The sequence below is a fragment of the Sporomusa sp. KB1 genome, from assembly GCF_007830295.1.
In the GTDB taxonomy this organism is placed as follows: Bacteria; Bacillota; Negativicutes; order Sporomusales; family Sporomusaceae; genus Sporomusa.
On sequence record NZ_VLKC01000002.1, the window covers coordinates 4,015,864 to 4,037,557 of the forward strand.

Consider the following 21,694-nt stretch of genomic DNA (forward strand, 5'->3'; position numbering starts at 1 on the left):
ACACATAGAACAAATAGCCACAACAAAAAGAAGCTGTTTTAAGTGCCGGAAGCCATACTACGAGGTGAATTGGTATATACCTTCGGGCTGCCATAACTGCTACAGGTCTTTTGTTGATTAGCTATGTCACGATGCAAGCGGTGCAACAGAACCCTTAAAGATCCATTATCTATTGAACGCGGTTACGGACCGGTATGCTGGGCCGAAAGTCAGGCTCACGGCCCAGCACCGTCCCGGCCGGTATCCATGCAAATGGAACTGGAGTTTGAACTGCCAAGCAGGTTGTTTACTCCCGGATTAAGCCTTACGGAACAGCATAAGATCGTGAAACGGTTACTTGATATGAAATGATAGGGAGGAATTTACAGTGTATACAGGAGTTCTTCAAAAGGATTGCACGGAAGAGCAAATTATGTCGGCTAAGAAAACGGTACAGGTTATCACGGAAGTGGATGGTCAAAAGTATGTGTCAGAGTTTGGTGGCACTAGTGTTATAGCTCTTACTCATGAAGCCGATGGAGAAGGATGCCGCATAGAAGGAAGATCCCTCTGTGATAGCCATGCAATGATGCATTTTGTTGAGATTTTATTTAAAGAGTTATCAGTTAAAGATCGAATACTGATACTTCTTAAGTTGAATTTAGAGTTAAGTAATAAATCCGGAGGGAAGCAGCATGAATGATACTCCGAAGCTTTGTCCAGACTGCGGCGAAGTGCATCCGGACATAACTTTTAGCCTGTTTGAAATGGAGGATGATGCGGGTGAAAGCATTGATCAGTCAAAAAGAATTGGACAAGGCTATCCAGATTGTCAATCGAGCTGCAGCGGCTAAGTCAATGATACCTGCATTGGCGGGAATTCTAATTCATGCCGAAACCGGCAAACTTGTGTTAACGGCCAACAATCATGAAATTGCGATTCAACATACAGTCGCAGCCGAGGTAGAGACACCAGGTAAAGTCCTCGTCTCTGGCCGGTTGTTAGGTGATCTGGTCAAGAAAATGCCAGCCGACGATGTAATGCTTAAACTCGACCCCAGTGGTAACTCTTTAAACGTTAGCAGTGCCGGTACATCTTACAACATTTTAACTATGAAAACCTACGAATTTCCTGCGATTGAGATGATTAATGGCGATACCGAAGTATTTAGCCTACTAGCATCAGAACTCCGAGATATTTTTAAACAGACGGCCTTTGCTGTAGGAAACGATGAAATTGGCAGGCCCGTATTCACGGGAATACATTTACTGCTAAAGAATCAGCAATTAAGTGCTTTTGCTACAGATACACACCGGTTTGCACTAAAACGACTTACCGGACGCAGTAACGAAATTGAGACAAACTTAATTATTCCAAACAAGATATTGGCAGATGTGACCATGGTTTTGGATCCTGATGATACCGTTAATATCACTTGGAATGCCAATAAAATTGCCTTTTCTACCGCCGAAACATATTTGATATCTCGTTTAATTAGCGGTAAGTCACCAGATTTTGAGCGGATCATTCCAAAGAATCCTAGCACGGTTGTTACCGTTAACCGCGATCAATTACTTATAGCCTTAGAACGGTTGTCCATCGTGAATCTGCAGCGATTTAAAGACTATATCCTTAATGACACATCCATAAGCATTAAAGATGATTCTTTAATTATCAGCGGCACTTCCCGTGAAAAGGGGCATGCGGTGGAAGAAATGACGGCACAAGTGGACGGGGAACCTATGGAAATCATGTTTAATGGAACCAACATTGCCGAATGCTTGAAAGTTCTTAGTTCTGATAAAGTGATAATCTCCCTTACGGCACCCAATGCTCCCGCGATGCTGGTCGCCGATAACGATGACAGTTTTCTCTATGTGTTCTCGCCGGTAATAAGGGCAGCGCCCAATATGGAGGCGGCTAGTTAATGTCTTACCAAGATTTTTTACGGAGTAAGATCGAACTGGCGCCGGATTCCGGTTTTGATATCGTCGACACTGATATTCATCCAATATTAAAGCCTCACCAGCGGGATGGCGTAAAATGGGCCATCAAGGGTGGAAGGCGGGCGTTATTTGAAAGCTTTGGCCTAGGGAAGACACTTCAAGAGTTAGAATGGTGCCGGATAATTATTCAGTATTGCGGAGGTAATGCGCTCATAGTTTTGCCGCTTGGCGTAAAACAGGAATTTACTCAGGATGCCATTAAACTGCTCGGCATGGAAAAACCGGAATACTGCCGGACCATGGCCGAAGTTCGGGCAGCCAAAACCGATATTATCATCACCAACTATGAGCGGGTGCGTGATGGCGATATCGATCCAACATACTTCAAAGCCGCCACGCTGGACGAAGCCTCTTGCCTTCGAAGCTACGGAAGTAAAACCTTTCAGACCTTTATAGACCTATTTAAAGGCGTTCCCTATAAGCTTGTAGCTACCGCAACGCCTAGCCCGAACCGATATAAAGAACTTATTCACTATGCAGGTTTCCTTGAAATCATGGATACCGGGCAGGCTCTTACCCGCTTCTTCCAGCGTGACAGCAGCAAGGCCAATAATCTGACGTTGTATCCGCATAAAGAAACAGAGTTCTGGTTGTGGCTGTCGAGTTGGGCGCTCTTTATAACAAAACCGTCAGACTTAGGGTATGATGACACGGGCTATATTTTGCCTCCCCTGAAGATCAACTATCACGAAATTTCAACCGAGCAGCTTTCGGCCGGTGTTGATCGTGACGGCCGTCTTAACCTTATCCGGAGCGATGCCATATCCCTTAAGGATGCTGCTCGGGAAAAGAGAGAAAGCATTGGATTGCGCGTAGCCAAGATGGTTGAAATCGTCAACAGTAACCCGGACGATCATTTCATTATCTGGCATGACCTTGAGGCCGAACGGTACGCGATTAAAAAGGCGTTACCTGATGTAGTGGATATATACGGCAGTCAGGATTATGACCTCAGAGAACAACGTATTATTGACTTTTCTGAGGGGCGTATCAAATTATTTGGCACGAAAAAAGAACTTTCCGGCCAGGGCTGCAACTTCCAGCATCATTGCCATCGGGCCATATTTATAGGAATCGACTATGAATTTAATGATTTTATACAAGCAGTTCACCGGGTTTACCGATTTCTACAAACCAAACAGGTTGTTATCGACATAATTTACACCAAACACGAACAGCAGATATTAAGAGTTCTCCTAGAAAAGTGGCAGCAGCATGATTATATGGTAGAAAAAATGACCGGAATCATAAAGAAATATGGCCTGAACCAAACCGGACTGCAGGATAAAATGACCAGAAGTATCGGGGTGAAGCGCGTGAAAGTAGAAGGTCCAAACTATACGATTATTAACAATGATTGCATCCTGGAGACAGAACAGATACCGAAAAACAGCGTGGGCCTGATTTTTACATCAATCCCATTCGGCAACCATTATGAGTATTGTGCATCATATAACGACCTTGGACATAACAAGGATACTGAACAGTTTTTCGGACAGATGGACTACCTGTCTCCAAACCTGCTCAGGATTCTACAGCCGGGACGGATATTTGCCTGCCATGTGAAAGACCGGGTGTTGTTCGGCAATGCCACCGGTAAAGGGATGCCAACCATTGAGCCCTTCCACATGTATACGACGCTCCACTATATGAAACACGGCTTTGAGTATATGGGCATGATCACAGTGGTGACTGATGTGGTACGGGAAAACTCGCAGACCTACCGACTGGGCTGGACGGAAAAATGCAGGGACGGCACAAAGATGGGCGTAGGCTGCCCGGAGTACATCTTGCTTTTTCGGAAACTGCCGACTGATACCAGCAAATCATATGCAGACATACCCGTAGTAAGGGATAAAAAAGATTATCCCCGGTCCCAGTGGCAGATTGATGCTCACGCCTTCTGGCGGTCATCTGGCGACAGGCTGGTTTCCAAAGAAGAATTAGCTACGGTACCGATCGACAAGATGCAGGCCGCTTACAGGAAATATTCAAGGGACACAGTCTATAGCTATAGTGAACATGTCGAACTGGCTAAGCAATTGGATATGAATGGACGACTGCCGGCATCTTTCATGGTGGTTGCTCCCGGATCCTGGCATGATGAGGTTTGGGACGACATCAACCGCATGAAAACACTCAATACCAATCAAGCGCAACAATGTCGGGAAAAGCATGTATGCCCTTTGCAGATTGATATTGTAGAGCGAATTATTAATCTGTTCAGCAATCCCGGTGATGTGGCATTTGACCCGTTTGGCGGTCTCATGACGGTACCGCTGGTAGCCGTACAAAACGGGCGTTATGGCTATGGAATTGAGCTTAACACCGACTATTTCAGGGATGGACTTGGGTACCTCAAGCTGACGGAAGACCGTCGCGCTGAACCAACACTGTTTGATTTTTTGGATATGGAGGCGGGGTGATGACTCCGCCAAGAATGCTTTCGCTGTTTAGCGGAATTGGCGGGATTGACATTGCTGCTAAATGGGCTGGCGTACAGACCGTAGCACTATGCGAGATAGAGCCCTATGCAATACAGGTACTAAAAAGGAGGTTCCCAGGTGTCCCTATTTACCGAGATGTGCGAGACATTACCGCAGACAGATTGCGAAGAGATGGGATCGGAAAAATCGACATACTCGCCGGAGGATTCCCTTGTCAACCTCACAGCCTTGCTGGCAAACGCCTTGCGTCAAATGATGACCGGGATTTGTGGGGAGAGTGTGCAAGGTTGCTTCGCGACATTTACCCGCGATGGGCGGTGTTTGAAAACGTACCGGGGTTATTGTCAAGTGAATCTAGACGGTTCTTTCGACGAGTTCTCAGGGAAATGGCCGAGGCACGGTATGATGCTGTCTGGACAACTTATGGAGCTGCCGATGTTGGGGCGCCGCACCAAAGGGACAGGATATTCATCATCGGGCACAGGCAGGATGTGGATGACACCTCAGGCCGGGCAATGTGGAATGACGGCAAAAACATCCGGGCGACCACTTGATAAATCGACACATCTGCAAGCACAGGTATATGTGGTGCAGAATTGGCCTACACCCCGCGCCAATGACGCGGAAAAGCGCGGAGAAATCGCTAATGACATTCGAAATGGTCTACCGGCAGCAGTAAAACATTGGCCTACTGCTACAGCAAGAGACTGGAAAAGCGGCAAAGGTAAGAAACAGGCAGAAAGAGGGCGTAAAAGTGGTGCGACATTGAGTGAAGTTTTAGGGGGAACACTTAATGCCGATTGGGTTGAATGCTTAATGAATTTCCCTATCGGATGGACGGATATAGACTACGATTCACCAAGGAAATGGCCTGGTTGGCCTGCACCACTAGGTATAAACGGTAGTAATGATATTTGGCCTACTCCTCAGGCTAGCACTGGTACAGCAGATCTAAACTGGAAAGCCACTGATGTACGAAATAGGCCTAATAAAATAGGGCGGGCAGTTAATATTACTGAAACAGGTCAGTATTCATACGAACCACCCCGGGTAATAACCGGCCAGAAGAATCGAGCTAAACGGCTGAAGTGCTGCGGCAATGCGGTTGTTCCGAGGCAAACTTATCCGGTATTTGCGGCGATAGTTGAGATTGAGTATTTAGGAGGTTTTGACGATGTTGACATCGACAGTGAAAGCGTCCCAATGCGCGCGATGCGGCCGGATACTGCGGTCTAAGAAGGCCATGGAAGATGGCATGGGCCGGGTGTGTAAGAGTAAGGCGGCAGTAGAAAAGGCCAAATCAGAAGAGAAGTAGGCTGAGAGTAAATAAGTATGTTCGGGTGGAGAGGCGGTTAACTGTGGCTGCCTCTTGGGAGGGGTGAACGGAGAGGCATGGCCAGGCCAAACAAAGAAGGACTTGACTATTTTTCCTTAGATACAGATATTACAGGCGATGACAAAATCAAACTGATTAAAGCCAAACATGGTCTTGTTGGTTTTGCCATCGTTATATTACTCCTAACCAAAATTTATAAAGAAGGCTACTATTATCACTGGTCTGAGGATGAACAGTATCTGTTTGCTGATGACGCAAGAGTTGACATTAACACTGTCATAACGATAGTTAATGATTGCATTAACCGGGGTTTTTTCAATCAAAAACTATATGACAAGTATGGTATTTTAACTTCAAGAGGTATTCAGAAAAGATTCTTACAGGGATGCGCTAGGCGTAAAAAGTTAGTTCTGATTCGTGAATACTTCATAGCAGATGATCATTTAGAGGTAGTTTTTGAGAATAAGAAAATTAATGTAACATTTAAGTCTATTAATGTTAGCAATAACCCGGTTAATGCAGAGTTAATGTCAGCAGAAATACCACAAATAGAAATAGAAATAGAAAGAGAAAAAGAAATAGAAAGTAACGCGCGCGAAGGTGAACTTGTGGATAACTTTTCCCCTAATGACTTCTTGGAAGGGATTGCGCTAGCGGAAGGTAGTGTGCGTAACGCACCGGATACGGACGTTAACGGAGAAGTTGCCGCAGCCTTGGAAAGAGAACCGGATTTTGTTAACTTTTGGAATGTTTATCCCAAGCATGGTAATGAATCAATAGCGATTGAAGCATGGAATACTTTGCTTTCTCAGGGTGTAGAGGCAAAGCACCTTATTCTGGCCGCCAATAAGTATGCTGCAAAGGTAAGGCTTGAAAAAACGGAAGCTCAATTTATAAAGTATGCTCATAACTTTCTATTGCAGGGAGTTTACAGAGACTATTTGCCCTTACAGGTTACTCGTTGCCCCAAATGCAAGGATTACCACCGATGCAAAGGGCAAGAATGGTTTTGGCAGGATGAACCTGACGGGCGTGGTGGAACAAAGCAGGTTACGGTTATTTGCCCGTATAAGGCAGGTGTTCAGAATGCGTCTATCGGAGCGTGAATTTGCCCAGCTGGCTGCCGACAAGAAATCGGCCAAGCCTAAGGCGCCAAAAGAGACGGATACTCAGAATGCTATCCGGGAATATCTCTGCTGGCACGGCTGGTATGTTATCCGGCATCAGCAGAGCCTGGGCAGTCTAAAAGGGCTTACTGATCTGACAGCGTTGAAAGAGGGCTGGACGGTGTATATCGAGGTCAAGACGCTGACTGGCCGGCTGTCGGAGGACCAGGAGAAGTTCAGGGACAATGTTGTGGCTCATGGCGGTACCTACGTTGTGGCCAGGAGTGTGGAGGACGTGCAGTTTCTGTGCGGGGTACCGGTGATGGAATTGCAGTCACGTTGGCTGGGTAAAGTTGTGGGAGAGTAGATTCTGATTTTGGGAGGGGTAGAGGATGAATCCTTTTAAAACTGCGGTAATTAACCATGCAATACAGCGTGAAAGTAATAAGTTTGCTACTGAACTGCAGCAACTACCGGAAGAACAGTGGCCTGAATACAGACCTGCTAACTTAAAAGAAGTGTGGCGTTCGAGGGAGTTTCTAGTCATGGTCTATGCTGCCACCAGCGGGATAGAACGGCTAAGTATTATTCGTTCTCAGTTTACTAATAACGACAATTGGAAGGATGGAATTACCTGGGACGAGCTGCAACAACTTAAGCACGAATGCGGACGAGGGGATAAATTTGCAGTAGAAATATACCCGGCAGATTGCGATATGATGAATGTGGCTAATATGCGGCATTTATGGGTGCTACCAGAGCCGCCGGAATATGCATGGAGGGCCGATAATTATGACTGAAACAGAACATTTACTGGTTTGCTTGGCTGAGGAGTGTGCCGAGATCCAGCAGGCGGTGGGCAAAGCCCTGCGGTTTGGGCTTCAGGATAATTACAAAGACTCAACGCCAGCGGAAGATATTGCCCGGGAGTGTTGTGATCTGATAGCCGTTATTGAGATGCTAGAGGAAGCCGGTATTATTAAAAAGACAGGAACAATTCAGGCGATTGAACAGAAAAAATTCAAGGTCAGGTACTATATGGAGTATGCTCGGGAACACGGAACATTAAGTTAACATAATATTAAGCGTGTCAGATACGGTTAATGAAAGTTAAGGTTTCCACGCGCATACGGGAAACCGACACAAATAATGAGGGGGAGAGGGACATGGAAATCACGATCAAAGTTTCAAGGACAAAGACCAACCTGCCGGCGGTATCGGAAACTGGCGGTGCCAGCGGCAAAACCAAGGGTGAGGCAAGAATATTTTGCCGGGATAATGGTAGTAAAAAAATAGCCACTCATATTCCTAAGCCAGATAATTTTGAGGTCGACGGTCATGCGGTATTCATTCTGCAAAAATACGACTATGTTATCCTGATTGAGCGCAGTCGTACAACGGTCTATAAGGTAACTATTGCTCAGTTTACTGGCGACATCGATGCCGAGGACAATGCGGTATTTGCAGTTCGGCATATTAAGCAGGCTAAGCGATGGGATGTTCAGCCTCCGGAATATCTGCAGCCGGCCATCGATGCGGCGGTGGCAAAGAGTAGCCAGGAGGATATCGCGGAGGCTATTTGGTTCGAGCGGAAACAACCGCCGGTGATAGGAACGCCTGTACCACTATCAGCAATTAAAAATCAAGCCCCGGTGCAGGCATTTGCCCAACAGTATGTACCTGGGTTCGTGGTAATTCAGGATGTCAGGCAGAAAGCTGATGATGAGATTTCGGTTTGTCTGACCAATGGGGTGCAGCTTTGCGTTTATATTAAGGCGTGCACTCCGAGAGATTATAAGTCGGCAGGTGAGTAGGGAGATGGATAAAATAAATGCAACGGAATCTGATTTAATCAGGGCACTTTTTCTTTGCCATAAAGAGCGCGGCGATCTGTTTTTTGCTCACGTAAAGACTGGTGCCAGCTGGGTGAGAAAAGGGTGCCTACATATTCTTGATGGCCTTGGGGTTAAGGTGAGCTGGAGCAATCCAGTTTTCCATGGCTATGAAATCAAGATCAGTCGCGGTGATTTCAAACGGGATAACAAGTACAAGGAATACCTGCCGTATTGCACCGCGTTCTCCTTTGTCTGCCCAGATAAGATGATTGCTAAGGATGAGATTTCGGACACCATTGGCCTAATATATTATCGTGAGAATGGCAGCCTGCGAACTGTGAGAAAAGCCGCAGAAACAAAACCGGATACCGATCTTTTTAACAGCATGTTGCGGTATCTGGTTTATTATCGCACGGGGAGCGACCGTCAACAGATTGCAGCTGCCATAAGTAGAGTGGAGCGGGAACGGTTGTTGCGGACTAAAGCAGAAGATGATGCGGAATATCTGCGAAAGACGTTATATAAACTGCAGGATGATTATTACGAGTTAAAGCATGGCAAGGAGGCATAATCACATGATGGGATGCAAATCAGCAATATCATACGACCCAGATACTAACAGATATCAATGTGCTGTTAGTGGTGACGATTGCATGTTTCTTTTGCCGGATTCTAAAGTATGTGCGGTACTGTACGGCGAAGGGCCGGACGCCGACCTGCTCGGGGACGGGGAGGCTAAACCATGAAAGCCATAACAATCCTGCAACCGTGGGCAAGCCTCATTGCCCGCGGCGCGAAGAAGATAGAGACACGGGGATGGGCGACAAAGTACCGGGGGCCAATTGCGATTCACGCAGCTAAAGATCAGGATAAGAATGGTGAACGAATCCGGCATATAGTAGCCAGGGCAGAACAGTACGGCATTGTACTCCCAGACATGCAATTTGGAGCCGTGATAGCTATAGCTGAGTTAGTAGACTGTATTGAAATGACCGATGATTGGATAGGCTATCTTCCCCAGCAGGAATTGGTCTTTGGTTGGTACGATATTGATCGTGTTGCATGGAAGTTAGCCAACGTTCGGCCAATCGATCCAGTACAAGCAAGAGGCAAGCAGCGGCTTTGGGAGTGGGAGGCGCCAGGATGGTTAGATCTGTAACTACCTATTACTGCAGTAAATGCGGCCAAGAATTTAAGAGCCGGAAAGAAGCTAAAGAATGCGAAGATAGCCATTACAAATTCGTCAAGGTATTTGAAAAGATTTATCGCCCAGGGCCGAGAGCACCGAAATTATTGCATGTAGAAATTGACATTGGTGGAGACCGAAAAGAGGTTTATTACAAATTAGTGGAAGAGGGGTGGGGATCTAGATAATGGGCAAAGCGACAGATAGGATGATTAGCTATGCGGAGCAGTTACTTGGCCAGCTAGGGTATGACCGGGATAATTACGATTTTGACAGCATGACCTATGAGGAAGTGCGGGATTTGATCGACGAGCTTAAGGACGAGCGGGGGTATTAATCATGCCTGAATGCCCATGCTGCGGGGAACAACTCCATTACGACGAATATTTCGGCCGCATAGCTGCTCACCAGGACGGCAAGGTTCTAGGCGACATATACAAGTGCCGCAACGATGAGTGCGAGGCTTACCAGCAGAGTTTTTACACCTGGCGGAATAACCCCAATGAGTTGCATGAGGGGTATCCAGTATGACTCGCAGAGGCTACGCGGCAACGTGCATACCGGATCGGAGAGAGCGCCAGAGGATGAGACGATGGGATAGACAGTGCGGTAAAACAATATCGATCCAGCATGATAAGTCCGCTTATGAAATGTCGCTTAGACGGGCGGTAATGGCAGAGATAAGAGAGTTTGCGAGGTAATAAGGGGAGGGATAGATTATGAATATTGACAATGGACATTTAATTCGATTCGAAGAAGAATTTTTCCAAGACTTACCAAAGATTAGGAGCTCTTTTCTTGCAGTGCCGCCAGAGCTGGAAGCTGAAGCAGTATGCGAACTAGCAGGCAGGAATGAAACCTATGTGGACTTGAAAGCGGCTACTCCGCTAGCTAGTTGGGCAGCTAAGAAGAGGGCAGAGCGGGACAAAAAGAAAGATAAGCGCCAAATGATAAAGAAGTCCAAAAGGCGCAATAGGGCATAAATAAAGGGCAGCTGGTCTGCCCTATTGGCTTTTAAATTATTTGGGGGGTGGGGTAAGGGTGGCAAATACAAATATACTCCAGGAACTTGACCAAGACTTCGATACAGCTGAAGAATGGCTGCTTTACTATCCCGAGAGACTTAAGTTATATTACCAGGATTTGAATTACATATCAGGTGGAACGGCGGCGGTACCTGAGGTATTTGTTCAAACTGGACCAGGAGACATTGTGTTGCATAGGGTTGTTAGCCTGTCGGAACTAGACAAGACTGAGAAATGGCTAATTACGGTTGAGATGGTCCAGGATATGCTAGGGCCAAAGAAGAAACTGTTTCTAGACCTTAGGCGTAAAGCTGCTGATCGGAAAAAGACGGTCAATGGGCGTGAGGTTTGGCGCAGTTATGTGCAGAAGCAGTTTGCGGATGAGATGGCGCGGCAGTACAACGGGGTACCGGAGAAGTTTTGGTTATCTGATCAGTCCCTTTCAGCATGGTGGAAAAATATTGTTGAGTTGATGCGCCTCGTGGCTTTAAAAAGGGGTTGTTTCTAATTTTTTAAGTAGTCAAGTACTCCATTGCGGTTTCTCCGTGGTAATATGGTAACATGTAGTACATATGAGAAAGGCCGCCGGTGAGGGCGGTCTTTCATTAGGTGCAATTACAAGAACTACGTATTGATCCACTCCTACCTCCGAGATCAATAACGATATTCCATCGATCGGCGTGGGGGATTTGTAGACGAACTGGAGATTGTTTTTGCAAACCGCCCCAATACTTAAATTGACGTCTTTGTTTATAATTCGAAAAATTAATGTTGTCTAATAGAAGTACGTTTGATTGAGCGTCAATTGTTACAGTCACAATTTCTCCGCCAGATTTATGACCGAGATCATAATGAACAAAATCCATGATAGTTTTCACCTCCTATATTGACATATTTCGTCACTATAGGCAAATTTCCTTTTAATGGCAGAGAAACATGCCAAAAAAGTAACTAATCTCTTTTTGTGGGAGTGTATGAATTTACGAAAACAGAGTTGAGTTTTTTGCAGGAATTTATTCCCTTTTATCGAAGATTGGTATAAGGGGGGAAATAATATGATTCCTGCGTGGGTATCAATCCTATGGGATTTGAGAGATTACTTTTTTTCAATCGAGAGATTTTTAAATGACCCATCTTTTCAACAAGAAGCATGTACTAAAGCGCTTGAGATAGCTCCAATTATTGTTGGTGAACCTGGAATTTTTTTAATATATACTATTTTTACTTTGTATTGCGGAATAATATTATTACATATTCCTTATCCGGAACTCAATATAAGTTCCGGCAATTCACTAGTTGAGAATACTTTGATTTTTATTATGAAAAAAATATATATAGTCGCCTACGTCTTTATCTACTCACGAGCTCTTGATTTATTTATATTTTTACTTGCTATTGAATCTTCAGAAATCGTAATGACAACAGAAATTATGAAATAAATTAAGTGATTCCAATATTATTTCTTTCTGTATTACACAGTGGACGAATTTACCCGGAATGGTACGAATTTAGTCCGCTTACAAATTCAATAAAATCAAGCCTTTACGGCATCGCTGGACGAACCTGTCCGGTTGATGCCGTTTTTTAATACAGCCAAGAGGTGATCGCCATGCCCCACTGCAACCAAACCGACTGTCGTTTTTGTGATACTGACAATCTGCTCTGCCAGACGGAAGCCTATCTGGTTGACAGACGGTGCATAACCTTCAAACGGCGGCCACGAGGCGAGAACTACCATGAACTGATGCGCAAGGAAAGCGCCAACTGTCACAAAGACGGCGGCGGTAAATATCGGTCTAATCGAGTGAGTCTGCTGAAATGAGGTGAAGTAATGACTACAGAAAACATTTTTATCCACTGCGCATATGACGAATTAGTTGACATCACAATATTGGTACCGAATCCACGCAATCCCAATCAGCACCCGCAAAAACAAATCGAACTCTTGGCAAAGATGATAAAAAACCAGGGCTGGCGTGCTCCAATTACAGTGAGCAACCGCTCTGGTTTTGTTGTACGCGGCCATGGCAGGCTGCTGGCAGCTCAATTGTTGGGCGTGGGGCGAGTACCTGTGGATCGTCAAGACTATGCCACAGAGGCCGAGGAATGGGCGGATCTGATCGCAGATAACCGAATCGCGGAGCTGTCTGCAATTGATCCAACCATGTTAACTGAATTACTTGAGGAGTTAAATGTCGGTGCCATTGATATGGATTTGACCGGTTTTGATGAATCTGAATTGGATAAACTCATGACGCGCTTTTCTATCCCAGATAAGGAGTTTCCTGAGTATGATGAAAGCGTTGAAAAGAGTGTGAAAAAGGTGGTGTGTCCTCATTGCGGTGAAGAATTCCCGGTTTAAAGTAGTTTCTACTTTTGCTGGCTGTGGCGGTAGCTCGCTAGGGTATAAATTGGCCGGAGGCAAAGTGCTTATGGCTGTAGAGTGGGACGATAATGCAGCCGAAACATATCGAATTAATCACCCTGGAACATATGTATACCATGGCGATATTGCCAACCTGTCGGTTCAAGAGATACTGAACATTATCGGCCTTATGTCTGGAGAACTTGATATATTCGATGGAAGCCCACCATGTCAGGGCTTTAGTATGTCTGGTAAAAGGGAAATGCATGACGGGCGCAATCAGTTATTCCGTGAGTATGTGCGATTGCTCAGGGGTTTACAGCCTAAGGTGTTTGTCATGGAAAACGTGGCTGGCATGGTTAAGGGGAAGATGAAAATAATCTTTGCAGCGATCATGCGGGAGCTTAAAGCAAGCGGTTATAACGTTTCGGCCAGACTGATGAACGCCATGTATTTCGGAGTGCCGCAGTCGCGACCCAGGATGATCTTTATTGGCGTTCGCAAGGACCTTGGAATACTGCCAAGCCATCCCAAAGCGCAATGTCGGCCAATCACTTTTAGGCAAGCTTGCTATGACTTGCGCGGCAATAATCCTGACGACAGAATGTTGGGCGAAATGCTGCTGAAGGTTGCCAGGCTGCAGCCGGATAGTTGGAGTACTGATCCTGTTATCTATAAAGCAATAAAAGGTAATTTTGCTAGCTCTATTTCTACACAATGGATAGGCTGGGATAGGGTGTGCGGTACCTTGACTAAATCAGAAATAAGTACATCCGGGCTGGTGCATCCGGACCGTGAACGCTACATATCGTTGGCTGAAGCCAAGCGCATATCAAGCTTCCCTGACGAATTTAAATTTACTGACCGTAAATCAGGCATTGTTAGAATGGGGAATTGCGTCCCACCGTTACTGATGAAGGCAATCGCTGAGCACATTCGCGATAATATTTTAATAGTAGCATAAATGACAAAGGCCGGATGCGCTAACATCCGGCCTAACCCGGGCACTCCCGGCAGGAGATAGTAGGCTGCACTGTGGCCACAGATTCCCAAGGACTACTATCTCACAATCATTGTACACGATGGTTGGGGGTGTCGGCAATAAACAAAACAAACAAATGTTCGGTAAATACTAATAATAGCTTGTTGTTACAGCATCAGGCTGCAGTTATCGAAGGAATAACCGAATCTAAAGCAAAGTATCGCAAAATTGTCCAAGCTGGCATTGCCAAATGGGTTAACGACTTTCAAAAAGGCAATATAGAGATTAACAGCGTTGATGATTTAAAGAAGCTGATTGAGCTTGATATTGAGCTCCAGCGTGATGACTTGTAGTGGAGGTGGGTGATATGTAGCATGGCGGGAAGACCAAGAAACCCTGATCGAGATAAAGCGTTTCAAATCTGGAGCGACAGTGGCGGTACTGCCAAGTTAAAAGATATTGCAAATGAAATAGGTGTACCTGATTCGCGAATTCGAAAGTGGAAAACAGAAGATAATTGGGATGAAAGAATACAGGAGCGCTCCGATATTAATAAAGGAGCGCTCCTAAATGCAAAAGGGAGCGCTCCGAAACACGGCGCTCCTAAAGGTAACCATAATGCGGCCGGCCATGGCGCGCCAAAGGGCAATAAAAATGCCGTAGGAAATCGCGGTGGACCAGGAGGCCCCTTCGGCAATAAGAAGGCAGTTACTACTGGTGAGTATGAAACCATCTGGTGGGACTGCCTGACTGAAGAAGAACAGGTGCTATGCAGTGCTATTAACACCGATACTCTTGCGCAAGTTGAAGAGGACATTCGCTTGATCACGGTCCGGGAACGCCGGATGATGGAGCGGATTCGGCGATTAATGAATGGGTTAACTGAAAAAGAGCGCAAGGTGCTTCAAGAGCTTGTCAAAGAGAAAGTTGCTATCCCGGTTACCCATGAAGTTACCGGTGAGACTAAAATTGTAACAGTTGATCAATCCAAAATGGTTATCACCGAAATTACTGAAACCGAATGCCGGGCTATCGATGATATCTTGAAGCTGGAGGAAGCTCTTACTCGGATTCAAGATAAGAAAACAAGACAACTCGCTCTCAAACATAGTGTTGAATCAGCCAATAAAGGCGACGAGGGTGATGCAGCAGCTAAAGACCATGCTAAACGTGTACAGGAAGCGTGGGCTAACCGATGATGTCTGTAGCCCCTATTTTATTTGAGCCCCATGTAATTCGTTACTATGCTGATCACCCCATTGATTATGTCAAAGAAGTTATTGGCGCTACTCCGGATAACCACCAGGGTCCAATTCTAGATAGTTGTGCAAGCAGACCGCTTACATCTGTTCGCAGCGGCCATGGCATTGGCAAGTCAGCTGTAGAGTCTTGGGTGATCAAATGGTTCATGTATTCCCGACCATTTCCGAAGGTACCGTGTACAGCACCGACAAAGCACCAACTGCATGATATTCTTTGGGCTGAACTCAACAAATGGAATAGGCAGTCTGCGGATGGTGACCTATTCGAGTGGACGGATGAAAGGTTTTACCACAAGGCTCACCGCGAAGAATGGTTTGCGGTACCGCGGACCGCTGTCAAAGCTGATGCACTGCAAGGTTTCCATGCTGAGCATGTTTTTTATGTACTTGATGAAGCATCTGGCGTATCAGATAAGATTTTTGAACCGGTATTAGGTGCACTATCTACCGAAGGTGCAGGATTGCTGGCCTGCGGAAACCCAACACAGTTAGCAGGCTGGTTTTTCGACAGTCATAATAAGAACCGCGGCATGTATTCTGTTTTTCATGTGGACGGCCGCAATTCACCGCGCGTATCCAAAGAATTCGTCAAGATGATTATCGACATGTATGGAGAGGACAGCGATGTTTTCCGCGTGCGTGTCGCCGGCGATTTCCCGAAGGCTATGCCGGATAGCTTTGTGCCGCTTGACTGGATAGAGCGTAATAGCCTCAAGGTGCCAACGATAATTTATCCCAAGTTTATCGATATTGGTGTCGACGTAGCCCGCTATGGCGATGATGAGTCCGTGCTTTGCCCGGTCTTTGATAAGAAATACCAGCAGAAATCCGAGATATATAATCACAATGACACCATGGAGCTTACTGGCCGCAGTGTTCAAATGATTGAACGCTATAACGAAAAGTATAACAACCGGCCGACAAGGGTCAAAATCGACTGTGACGGCCTGGGCGTTGGTGTTCACGATCGGTTGAAGGAAATTATTGACCAACGCCGTTGGAAACATGTCAGGGTGTATGAAGGACACTTCGGCGGCAGTGGTGGCAGGCTCAAGACCGATGATCCCGTTAGTTTTGCCAATAGTACCGGTCTCATGTGGGGTACACTTCGCGAAGGCCTGCGGCATAATAACATATCCCTATGGTATGACGATCAGCAAATTAGTCAGATCAGCAACCGGAAATACCGGGTTAACTCCGACGGCGAAATCGAACTTGAAAGAAAAGAAGATATGAAAAAGCGTGGGCTCAAGTCTCCGGACCGGGCCGACGCTTTAGTTTTGGCCTTATGGGAACCGCGCAGCAAAGGATTCTCCATGCAAGTTTAAGGAGGTGATAGGTTGGAAAAAGATAATTTCTTTGCAATTGATGATTATACGTTCCTAAGCGATGCTTATCACGGGGAAGGCGGTTTCAAAAACGGTGACTATCTCATAAAGCATCCCCGCGAGCCTGCTGAAAAGTTCACCAAAAGGAAGGAACTCAGTTATTACTTAAACTATGTCGCACCGGTGGTCAACTCGCATGTGGACCCTGTTTTCCGGGTAGAAGCGGCCAGGGACTGGGGGTCTGAAATAGGCGGTAAACGGCGCCGGCGGCGAAAGGATACTGACTTGTTTTCCGGCTTTTACAAAGATGTTACGACGACCGGTACACCACTGCCGAAATTCATGAAAAGTGCAGCCCGAATAGCTAAGCTGCAGGCTGTGGTCTTTATTATTGTCGATAATGCTGCCGAGCAGCAGGGGAACATGGCTGCTGTATTAAAAAGTCGCGCCTACCCCTATGCATATGTGGTAAAGCCCAAGCAAGTTACCGCCTATCAAGTTAACAAGGCCGGGAAGTTAATCAGTATTACTTACACTGTGGCAGCTGATAATTCCGGTAGTACTGGGCAAAAAACCGAAACATGGACATGGACTGAAACGACTTGGAAGTGTGTAGGGGCAGACGGAAGTGATAAATCAGGGGAGCACAAACTTAACCGGGTACCGGTTGTACCTCTCTTCGGTAAAGATCGTGATCCGGGTGATATGAAACCGCAAAGCGAGTTTTATAACATCGCGAGAGTTAATAAAAGAATTTTTAACCTTTGCTCCGAGATAGATGAGCTTATCAGGAATCAGTCATTTAGCATCTTTACTTACCCCATGGGCGAAGAACAGGAACAGGAAGATGTCAAAGAAATTGTTACTGGTACTGAGAATGTAATGGGGTATGATGGGACGCTAGCCAACAAGCCGGACTATGCGACACCGGATTCTTCCCCGCTGGAACAACTCCGGGAAGAGCGGAAGGATCTAATCGCCGAAATATACCGAATGGCTGAATTAAGCCATGTCACGGGCGTTCAAGAGAAAACTTCAGGTGTAGCCAAAGCCTGGGATTTCGAAACAACAAACCGGACACTGGCCGACTTCGCCAACAACTGTGAGCAGGCTGAGAGAGAGATCGCAGTTCTATTCGAATTATGGACAAACTCAAAGGTCAATTATGATGTCAAATACAGTGATGATTTTGGCATTGTAGACGTGGCAGCAGAACTTGATAAAGTTGGTAAAGCACTGGATCTTAATATCGGTGGTGCCTTTAACAAAGCGGTTAAAAAGAAAGCGGTCGATGCTTACCTTAATGACCTGCCGGAAGATGAGTTTGATAACGTAATTGAAGATATTGAAGCCCGCGCCCAGGATGAAACCTATAACTTCAATGGTGCTCAAGTTTCATCCGCGGTGGATGTGTTGGTTGATGTTGCAGAAGGAAGAATAGCTCCTGCCGCGGCAATAGTTATGCTGCAAGCATTCTTTGGTCTGGATGAAAACCGGGCGCAAGAAATAGTGGCTGCACAGACCGCTGTTATTCAAAAAACGCCGAGTAATGGTGATTTAAATAGGGTAACCGGCGATGCCGCGTAATGATGATCTTCATATATTACTGGCTGAATACCAGCGTAAGTACGGGGAACTGTCAGATGAAGTAATCGAATTGATTAAGAAATATATTAGCGAAGGAAAAACGGCTAAAGCTGCTGTTTCCCAGGCATTGAAAGAGACGGGATTCTTTATCCGACATGAGTCTGAATTAATCGCGATTATTACCAATGCTGCCATTAAGGGGTTTGGCCAGCCAGGAACTGATAATGCGGAATTGAGAAAAGTTCTTTTGCATGAAGCCTGGGCACCAGATAAAATGAATTTGTCTAAACGGCTTCATGGTGCGCGTCCTGAGATAAGGCAAATCATAACCGATTCATTGGCTACCTCCATGCGTCTTGGTAAAGCCTGGATACAAACGGCAAGGGATTTATATGATGGCTATGGATATGGTCATAAAACTGTACAGGCTGATTTACCGGAGTATCTGAAAAGGTTAGTTGCTCAATCACGAAAGGTACTTGCCGGTGATAAAACGGCTATGGAGAAGTACCTGGCTGCCATTAAGCAAGCTGAGTCGCAAATCAAAAAGCTAGCCGTTCAGGGTGCTCCAACAAAGGCTTTGAAAGCGGCCTATGGTGATCTGCTTGATGCAACCAAAAGGATGAACCAGGAAGCGATGGAACGGGCCATAAAAGTCGCTGTCGAGGAAAAATCCAGGTATATAGCTGACCGTATAGCACGAACAGAGATATCTGCAGCTTGGGGCGAGGCATTCTTTGCTAAACATCTTTATGATCCTGATGTTATAGCCTTCCGGTGGGTACTTAACAGCCGTCATCCGCGGTATGACATATGTGATATATACGCTACTGTCGATATGTTTGGTCTTGGGCCAGGTGTATACCCAAAAGGGAAGTACCCGCGGCGGCCGGCACATCCTCACTGTATGTGTCCGATAGAGCCTATCTATGTCGGCGAATTTGACATTGACCCCAATAAAGAGAGCCAAATAATCAAGAATGCTAAGTTTAATCCGAGCGCCTTGGATAAATTTTTAGAGTCATTGCCGCGTGAAAAACAATTGCAACTACTAGGTGTTTCAGGATTGAAAGCCTGGCAAATGGGTGATGCTTGGCAAAATCATCTAAGACTTTGGGCGGGAATGGAGACGCCAAAGTCACGGTTTAGTTCAAATGATTTTAACGAGCAGTTGTCTAGAAATATGAATAATGCTAAAATAGAATCAGATATGCTAAATAAAGCTAAGAGACTTAGAAAACAAATAATAAGTAATGGACCAGAGTGGAAGCCTGGTAAGTTAGATAAACACGTGGATAAACGCAAACGTTACGGACATATTCCATCAGATTGGACATCTGAAGATTATAATAACCAGATATTGCATATACTGAGTAATGAAACTACTGAAGTATATTGGTATCACAAGACTGGTTTTTTGCAAAACTATTTTGTGTATGGCTTGCCGGATTGGGTTGTTATAGTTGGGGAAGATGGCGTAATGGAGTCAGCGTTTATCATTGATCAGAAGAATTATTATGATTACCTTACTGAAGAAGAAGGATTTAAAAAGTTAGGAACCGTAGGGAGGTTAGAACATGCTGACTAATTTGCAGTTAATTAAAAATTATGGTATGGATATTGAGGAATGCGGCGAAGGAAGTCCGTTTGAACTAATCAATACCCTTGCGATTCGTGATACTTTGGAAGAACAATATAATTTACTATCGGTTGAAGAACAAAGTCTTCTATACGAGTACGATAGGAGACTAGTGGAAAGAGCTCACGAATTCTACAATGAGTTAAGCAAAGTATATAGCTTTCAAAATCAAAAACCAATTACTCACTGGTGGGCACACCTTGATAAAGTAGTAAATGGAGATTTGGTTATTGATTTAATTAACCGCAAAACTCATTTAAGAACAAACACAAATGAAGACCATGCAGCAACATTAACCGCCTAACTAAGGCGGTTTTTCTATTGCCTTTTAGGGGGTGGATCGGATGCGTAAATCTCTATAATACATTGTGGCGCCGCAAGGCGCTTTTTCTATGCGTAAAAATAAGGAGGATGAACACTTTGACACTGGAAGAATTGCTGGCTGCATTGGCCAAACTCCCGGAGGGATCCAAATTTGCTGAAGCATTAAAAGCTATTATTGCCGCCAAAGAAGCGGAGTTAAACCAAAAAGGGAACCAATATAAAACCCTGACAAAGACTCTCCAGGGAACTGAGGAAAAATTCAAAAAGGCTACGGAGCGCCTGGAAAAATTCCATGATCATACTGGTGTCGCCGATGACGTGGAAGATCTGGAAGCGGCACTGGCTGATCTGAAAGCAAAACAGGAAGAGGCTTTGAAAAATGGCGGTAAAGGCGCGCCGGAGATTGCGCAGTTGCAAGGTGAAATAGCTAAGTTACGGCGCGATTTAAAAAAGGCAACTGATGCCCAGTTAACCTTCGAAAAGACGGCCACAGAAGAAAGAGCGAAGCGGCATAATAGCGAACGCAACAGGGAGTTGCTTGCCGCCTTGACAGAACACAAGGCTATAAAACCTGACCAGTTACTCAAGATCCTGTCTGACAAAGTCAAAATCACCGATGATGATTCCGTTGTTTTTGTAAAGGACGATGGAGATGAGATTAAGGTTTCTGATGGTGTAAAGGCCTGGCTGGATACTAACCCGGAATTTTTAGCTAACAACCAGAATCCCGGAGCAGGGTCTGGCGGTGGCGGTGGAAATGGAGGTAAACCCAGTTTTGCTGAATCTCTGTTAAAATCCAATCAGCCGACAGAGCGGTTGCAACAGGCAGAGAACCATTATTTTGGTGGATCTAATAAATAAGTAAAAGGATGGTGCAATCATGAAATTTATACAAACTGATTATTTTAGCAAAAAGAATGTTTTGAAGTTTCCTGATCATGTTGTGGCCATTGCAGTAACTGTTGATGATACTGGTATTACTGCAAATGCCGATGGCAAAAAAATTGTTCCGGCTGGAACGAATGTCGGTGGTGTATCCGCTTCTGTGCTTGCGGATGAGACGCAATTGGTTTGCGAAAAGAACTCCGACGGTGCAGCTGGTGAAGCAGGGGCGGCGGTTGATGCGGAAGGCGTTCTGCTCAATGATGTTGATGTTACATATGGTCCGGCATCGGGGGCGATGATAATTCACGGCTTTATTGATTTAGGTAAATTGCCGGAGATGCCCCATGCTAATGCTGCGAAGGTTATGGCTGGCCGTGTCGTGTTCTTAGCCTAATGCAATA

Annotated in this window: 34 protein-coding genes; 32 read left to right on the top strand and 2 right to left on the bottom strand. The window is 45.5% G+C overall.

The features are described 5' to 3' along the window. Positions 1–123: 123 nt before the first annotated feature. The 21 genes from SALPA_RS22405 (at position 124) to SALPA_RS22485 (ending at position 11,429) form a co-directional block, all read left to right on the top strand. Positions 124–351 (top strand): DUF6011 domain-containing protein, encoded by a 228-nt coding sequence (locus SALPA_RS22405; RefSeq protein WP_145099193.1) that lies wholly within the window; start codon positions 124–126, stop codon positions 349–351. Positions 352–367: 16 nt separating this feature from the next. Then, positions 368–682 (top strand): hypothetical protein, encoded by a 315-nt coding sequence (locus SALPA_RS22410; protein WP_145099196.1) that lies wholly within the window; start codon positions 368–370, stop codon positions 680–682. Then, positions 675–833: a hypothetical protein gene (locus SALPA_RS29240; RefSeq protein ID WP_186451188.1), complete on the top strand. Its 159-nt coding sequence runs from the start codon at positions 675–677 to the stop codon at positions 831–833. The genes SALPA_RS22410 and SALPA_RS29240 overlap by 8 nt, the downstream gene beginning before the upstream one ends. Continuing rightward, on the top strand, positions 763–1,908 hold the full coding sequence (gene dnaN / locus SALPA_RS22415) for a DNA polymerase III subunit beta (RefSeq protein ID WP_186451189.1): 1,146 nt from the start codon (positions 763–765) through the stop codon (positions 1,906–1,908). Before SALPA_RS29240 ends, dnaN begins: the two co-directional genes overlap by 71 nt. Then, entirely contained in the window at positions 1,908–4,412 is a 2,505-nt protein-coding gene (locus tag SALPA_RS22420; protein WP_145099202.1) for a DNA methyltransferase, read from the top strand. The genes dnaN and SALPA_RS22420 overlap by 1 nt, the downstream gene beginning before the upstream one ends. Further along, on the top strand, positions 4,412–4,987 hold the full coding sequence (locus SALPA_RS22425; protein WP_145099205.1) for a DNA cytosine methyltransferase: 576 nt from the start codon (positions 4,412–4,414) through the stop codon (positions 4,985–4,987). The genes SALPA_RS22420 and SALPA_RS22425 overlap by 1 nt, the downstream gene beginning before the upstream one ends. After that, the gene (locus tag SALPA_RS22430; RefSeq protein WP_222428091.1) at positions 4,956–5,669 is read left to right on the top strand and encodes a hypothetical protein; all 714 of its coding nucleotides are present in this window, start codon (positions 4,956–4,958) and stop codon (positions 5,667–5,669) included. Before SALPA_RS22425 ends, SALPA_RS22430 begins: the two co-directional genes overlap by 32 nt. After that, complete coding sequence (locus tag SALPA_RS33330) at positions 5,608–5,748, top strand: DUF6011 domain-containing protein (RefSeq protein ID WP_222428092.1); 141 nt, start codon at positions 5,608–5,610, stop codon at positions 5,746–5,748. Before SALPA_RS22430 ends, SALPA_RS33330 begins: the two co-directional genes overlap by 62 nt. A 77-nt stretch (positions 5,749–5,825) precedes the next feature. Further along, positions 5,826–6,875 carry a DUF4373 domain-containing protein gene (locus SALPA_RS22435; RefSeq protein WP_145099211.1) on the top strand — a complete coding sequence of 350 codons (1,050 nt, stop codon included), beginning with the start codon at positions 5,826–5,828 and terminating at the stop codon, positions 6,873–6,875. Then, positions 6,856–7,242 (top strand): VRR-NUC domain-containing protein, encoded by a 387-nt coding sequence (locus SALPA_RS22440; protein WP_186451190.1) that lies wholly within the window; start codon positions 6,856–6,858, stop codon positions 7,240–7,242. The genes SALPA_RS22435 and SALPA_RS22440 overlap by 20 nt, the downstream gene beginning before the upstream one ends. Before the next feature lie 25 nt (positions 7,243–7,267). After that, complete coding sequence (locus SALPA_RS22445; RefSeq protein ID WP_145099217.1) at positions 7,268–7,675, top strand: hypothetical protein; 408 nt, start codon at positions 7,268–7,270, stop codon at positions 7,673–7,675. Next, positions 7,668–7,949: a hypothetical protein gene (locus SALPA_RS22450; RefSeq protein ID WP_145099220.1), complete on the top strand. Its 282-nt coding sequence runs from the start codon at positions 7,668–7,670 to the stop codon at positions 7,947–7,949. The genes SALPA_RS22445 and SALPA_RS22450 overlap by 8 nt, the downstream gene beginning before the upstream one ends. 92 nt (positions 7,950–8,041) lie before the next feature. Then, entirely contained in the window at positions 8,042–8,689 is a 648-nt protein-coding gene (locus SALPA_RS22455) for a hypothetical protein (protein WP_145099223.1), read from the top strand. A gap of 4 nt (positions 8,690–8,693) precedes the next feature. After that, a complete protein-coding gene (locus tag SALPA_RS22460; protein ID WP_145099225.1) occupies positions 8,694–9,281 on the top strand; it encodes a hypothetical protein in 588 nt (195 codons plus the stop codon). Positions 9,282–9,285: 4 nt separating this feature from the next. After that, positions 9,286–9,456: a hypothetical protein gene (locus tag SALPA_RS29245; protein WP_186451191.1), complete on the top strand. Its 171-nt coding sequence runs from the start codon at positions 9,286–9,288 to the stop codon at positions 9,454–9,456. After that, positions 9,453–9,869 (top strand): ASCH domain-containing protein, encoded by a 417-nt coding sequence (locus tag SALPA_RS22465; RefSeq protein ID WP_145099228.1) that lies wholly within the window; start codon positions 9,453–9,455, stop codon positions 9,867–9,869. The genes SALPA_RS29245 and SALPA_RS22465 overlap by 4 nt, the downstream gene beginning before the upstream one ends. Continuing rightward, the gene (locus tag SALPA_RS22470) at positions 9,854–10,084 is read left to right on the top strand and encodes a hypothetical protein (RefSeq protein WP_145099230.1); all 231 of its coding nucleotides are present in this window, start codon (positions 9,854–9,856) and stop codon (positions 10,082–10,084) included. The genes SALPA_RS22465 and SALPA_RS22470 overlap by 16 nt, the downstream gene beginning before the upstream one ends. Further along, positions 10,084–10,233 carry a hypothetical protein gene (locus SALPA_RS29250; RefSeq protein WP_186451192.1) on the top strand — a complete coding sequence of 50 codons (150 nt, stop codon included), beginning with the start codon at positions 10,084–10,086 and terminating at the stop codon, positions 10,231–10,233. Before SALPA_RS22470 ends, SALPA_RS29250 begins: the two co-directional genes overlap by 1 nt. A gap of 2 nt (positions 10,234–10,235) precedes the next feature. Beyond that, entirely contained in the window at positions 10,236–10,427 is a 192-nt protein-coding gene (locus tag SALPA_RS22475) for a hypothetical protein (protein WP_145099233.1), read from the top strand. A gap of 188 nt (positions 10,428–10,615) precedes the next feature. Then, a complete protein-coding gene (locus SALPA_RS22480; RefSeq protein WP_145099236.1) occupies positions 10,616–10,879 on the top strand; it encodes a hypothetical protein in 264 nt (87 codons plus the stop codon). Between the two features lie 58 nt (positions 10,880–10,937). After that, on the top strand, positions 10,938–11,429 hold the full coding sequence (locus SALPA_RS22485) for a hypothetical protein (protein ID WP_145099239.1): 492 nt from the start codon (positions 10,938–10,940) through the stop codon (positions 11,427–11,429). Positions 11,430–11,526: 97 nt separating this feature from the next. Here SALPA_RS22485 and SALPA_RS22490 read toward each other — a convergent pair whose 3' ends face one another. Beyond that, complete coding sequence (locus tag SALPA_RS22490) at positions 11,527–11,787, bottom strand: DUF1883 domain-containing protein (protein WP_145099242.1); 261 nt, start codon at positions 11,785–11,787, stop codon at positions 11,527–11,529. A 189-nt stretch (positions 11,788–11,976) separates the two neighbouring features. Between SALPA_RS22490 and SALPA_RS22495 the strand changes: the two genes are divergently transcribed. Continuing rightward, positions 11,977–12,360, top strand: coding sequence for a hypothetical protein (locus tag SALPA_RS22495; RefSeq protein WP_145099245.1), 384 nt, complete (start codon positions 11,977–11,979; stop codon positions 12,358–12,360). Between the two features lie 95 nt (positions 12,361–12,455). Here the strand turns inward: SALPA_RS22495 and SALPA_RS22500 are convergent, their stop codons facing one another. After that, complete coding sequence (locus SALPA_RS22500) at positions 12,456–12,659, bottom strand: hypothetical protein (protein WP_222428093.1); 204 nt, start codon at positions 12,657–12,659, stop codon at positions 12,456–12,458. 93 nt (positions 12,660–12,752) lie between these two features. Here SALPA_RS22500 and SALPA_RS22505 point away from each other — a divergent pair, with 93 nt between their 5' ends. The 10 genes from SALPA_RS22505 to SALPA_RS22550 all read left to right on the top strand — a co-directional run bounded on the left by SALPA_RS22505 (position 12,753) and on the right by SALPA_RS22550 (position 21,687). Beyond that, complete coding sequence (locus SALPA_RS22505; protein ID WP_145099251.1) at positions 12,753–13,283, top strand: ParB/Srx family N-terminal domain-containing protein; 531 nt, start codon at positions 12,753–12,755, stop codon at positions 13,281–13,283. Then, on the top strand, positions 13,264–14,250 hold the full coding sequence (locus SALPA_RS22510) for a DNA cytosine methyltransferase (RefSeq protein ID WP_186451193.1): 987 nt from the start codon (positions 13,264–13,266) through the stop codon (positions 14,248–14,250). The genes SALPA_RS22505 and SALPA_RS22510 overlap by 20 nt, the downstream gene beginning before the upstream one ends. A 71-nt stretch (positions 14,251–14,321) precedes the next feature. Continuing rightward, positions 14,322–14,621, top strand: coding sequence for a hypothetical protein (locus tag SALPA_RS22515; RefSeq protein WP_222428094.1), 300 nt, complete (start codon positions 14,322–14,324; stop codon positions 14,619–14,621). Positions 14,622–14,642: 21 nt separating this feature from the next. After that, positions 14,643–15,467: a phage terminase small subunit-related protein gene (locus SALPA_RS22520; protein ID WP_145099257.1), complete on the top strand. Its 825-nt coding sequence runs from the start codon at positions 14,643–14,645 to the stop codon at positions 15,465–15,467. Next, on the top strand, positions 15,464–16,858 hold the full coding sequence (locus SALPA_RS22525) for a terminase (RefSeq protein WP_145099260.1): 1,395 nt from the start codon (positions 15,464–15,466) through the stop codon (positions 16,856–16,858). Before SALPA_RS22520 ends, SALPA_RS22525 begins: the two co-directional genes overlap by 4 nt. A gap of 12 nt (positions 16,859–16,870) precedes the next feature. Next, the gene (locus tag SALPA_RS22530) at positions 16,871–18,445 is read left to right on the top strand and encodes a hypothetical protein (RefSeq protein ID WP_145099263.1); all 1,575 of its coding nucleotides are present in this window, start codon (positions 16,871–16,873) and stop codon (positions 18,443–18,445) included. Next, positions 18,435–20,033, top strand: coding sequence for a hypothetical protein (locus SALPA_RS22535; RefSeq protein ID WP_145099266.1), 1,599 nt, complete (start codon positions 18,435–18,437; stop codon positions 20,031–20,033). The genes SALPA_RS22530 and SALPA_RS22535 overlap by 11 nt, the downstream gene beginning before the upstream one ends. Next, complete coding sequence (locus SALPA_RS22540; RefSeq protein WP_145099269.1) at positions 20,023–20,388, top strand: hypothetical protein; 366 nt, start codon at positions 20,023–20,025, stop codon at positions 20,386–20,388. Before SALPA_RS22535 ends, SALPA_RS22540 begins: the two co-directional genes overlap by 11 nt. A gap of 116 nt (positions 20,389–20,504) precedes the next feature. Next, positions 20,505–21,269: a hypothetical protein gene (locus tag SALPA_RS22545; RefSeq protein ID WP_145099272.1), complete on the top strand. Its 765-nt coding sequence runs from the start codon at positions 20,505–20,507 to the stop codon at positions 21,267–21,269. Between the two features lie 19 nt (positions 21,270–21,288). Beyond that, a complete protein-coding gene (locus tag SALPA_RS22550) occupies positions 21,289–21,687 on the top strand; it encodes a hypothetical protein (RefSeq protein ID WP_222428095.1) in 399 nt (132 codons plus the stop codon). Positions 21,688–21,694: the final 7 nt, after the last annotated feature.

Excerpts from the sequence above, each read along its gene's own strand:
- SALPA_RS22440 (WP_186451190.1), top strand. The coding sequence starts at position 6,856 with ATGCGTCTATCGGAGCGTGAATTTGCCCAGCTGGCTGCCGACAAGAAA.
- SALPA_RS22520 (WP_145099257.1), top strand. The coding sequence starts at position 14,643 with ATGGCGGGAAGACCAAGAAACCCTGATCGAGATAAAGCGTTTCAAATC.
- SALPA_RS22550 (WP_222428095.1), top strand. The coding sequence starts at position 21,289 with ATGAAATTTATACAAACTGATTATTTTAGCAAAAAGAATGTTTTGAAG.
- SALPA_RS22445 (WP_145099217.1), top strand. The coding sequence starts at position 7,268 with ATGAATCCTTTTAAAACTGCGGTAATTAACCATGCAATACAGCGTGAA.
- SALPA_RS22450 (WP_145099220.1), top strand. The coding sequence starts at position 7,668 with ATGACTGAAACAGAACATTTACTGGTTTGCTTGGCTGAGGAGTGTGCC.
- SALPA_RS22425 (WP_145099205.1), top strand. The coding sequence starts at position 4,412 with ATGACTCCGCCAAGAATGCTTTCGCTGTTTAGCGGAATTGGCGGGATT.
- SALPA_RS22535 (WP_145099266.1), top strand. The coding sequence starts at position 18,435 with ATGCCGCGTAATGATGATCTTCATATATTACTGGCTGAATACCAGCGT.
- SALPA_RS22420 (WP_145099202.1), top strand. The coding sequence starts at position 1,908 with ATGTCTTACCAAGATTTTTTACGGAGTAAGATCGAACTGGCGCCGGAT.
- SALPA_RS22500 (WP_222428093.1), bottom strand. The coding sequence starts at position 12,659 with ATGGTAGTTCTCGCCTCGTGGCCGCCGTTTGAAGGTTATGCACCGTCT.
- SALPA_RS29250 (WP_186451192.1), top strand. The coding sequence starts at position 10,084 with ATGGGCAAAGCGACAGATAGGATGATTAGCTATGCGGAGCAGTTACTT.
- SALPA_RS22490 (WP_145099242.1), bottom strand. The coding sequence starts at position 11,787 with ATGGATTTTGTTCATTATGATCTCGGTCATAAATCTGGCGGAGAAATT.
- SALPA_RS22505 (WP_145099251.1), top strand. The coding sequence starts at position 12,753 with ATGACTACAGAAAACATTTTTATCCACTGCGCATATGACGAATTAGTT.
- SALPA_RS22495 (WP_145099245.1), top strand. The coding sequence starts at position 11,977 with ATGATTCCTGCGTGGGTATCAATCCTATGGGATTTGAGAGATTACTTT.
- SALPA_RS22540 (WP_145099269.1), top strand. The coding sequence starts at position 20,023 with ATGCTGACTAATTTGCAGTTAATTAAAAATTATGGTATGGATATTGAG.
- SALPA_RS22525 (WP_145099260.1), top strand. The coding sequence starts at position 15,464 with ATGATGTCTGTAGCCCCTATTTTATTTGAGCCCCATGTAATTCGTTAC.
- SALPA_RS22470 (WP_145099230.1), top strand. The coding sequence starts at position 9,854 with ATGGTTAGATCTGTAACTACCTATTACTGCAGTAAATGCGGCCAAGAA.
- SALPA_RS22465 (WP_145099228.1), top strand. The coding sequence starts at position 9,453 with ATGAAAGCCATAACAATCCTGCAACCGTGGGCAAGCCTCATTGCCCGC.
- SALPA_RS22480 (WP_145099236.1), top strand. The coding sequence starts at position 10,616 with ATGAATATTGACAATGGACATTTAATTCGATTCGAAGAAGAATTTTTC.
- SALPA_RS22435 (WP_145099211.1), top strand. The coding sequence starts at position 5,826 with ATGGCCAGGCCAAACAAAGAAGGACTTGACTATTTTTCCTTAGATACA.
- SALPA_RS22405 (WP_145099193.1), top strand. The coding sequence starts at position 124 with ATGTCACGATGCAAGCGGTGCAACAGAACCCTTAAAGATCCATTATCT.
- SALPA_RS29240 (WP_186451188.1), top strand. The coding sequence starts at position 675 with ATGAATGATACTCCGAAGCTTTGTCCAGACTGCGGCGAAGTGCATCCG.
- SALPA_RS22475 (WP_145099233.1), top strand. The coding sequence starts at position 10,236 with ATGCCTGAATGCCCATGCTGCGGGGAACAACTCCATTACGACGAATAT.
- SALPA_RS22430 (WP_222428091.1), top strand. The coding sequence starts at position 4,956 with ATGACGGCAAAAACATCCGGGCGACCACTTGATAAATCGACACATCTG.
- SALPA_RS22455 (WP_145099223.1), top strand. The coding sequence starts at position 8,042 with ATGGAAATCACGATCAAAGTTTCAAGGACAAAGACCAACCTGCCGGCG.
- SALPA_RS33330 (WP_222428092.1), top strand. The coding sequence starts at position 5,608 with ATGTTGACATCGACAGTGAAAGCGTCCCAATGCGCGCGATGCGGCCGG.
- SALPA_RS29245 (WP_186451191.1), top strand. The coding sequence starts at position 9,286 with ATGATGGGATGCAAATCAGCAATATCATACGACCCAGATACTAACAGA.
- SALPA_RS22460 (WP_145099225.1), top strand. The coding sequence starts at position 8,694 with ATGGATAAAATAAATGCAACGGAATCTGATTTAATCAGGGCACTTTTT.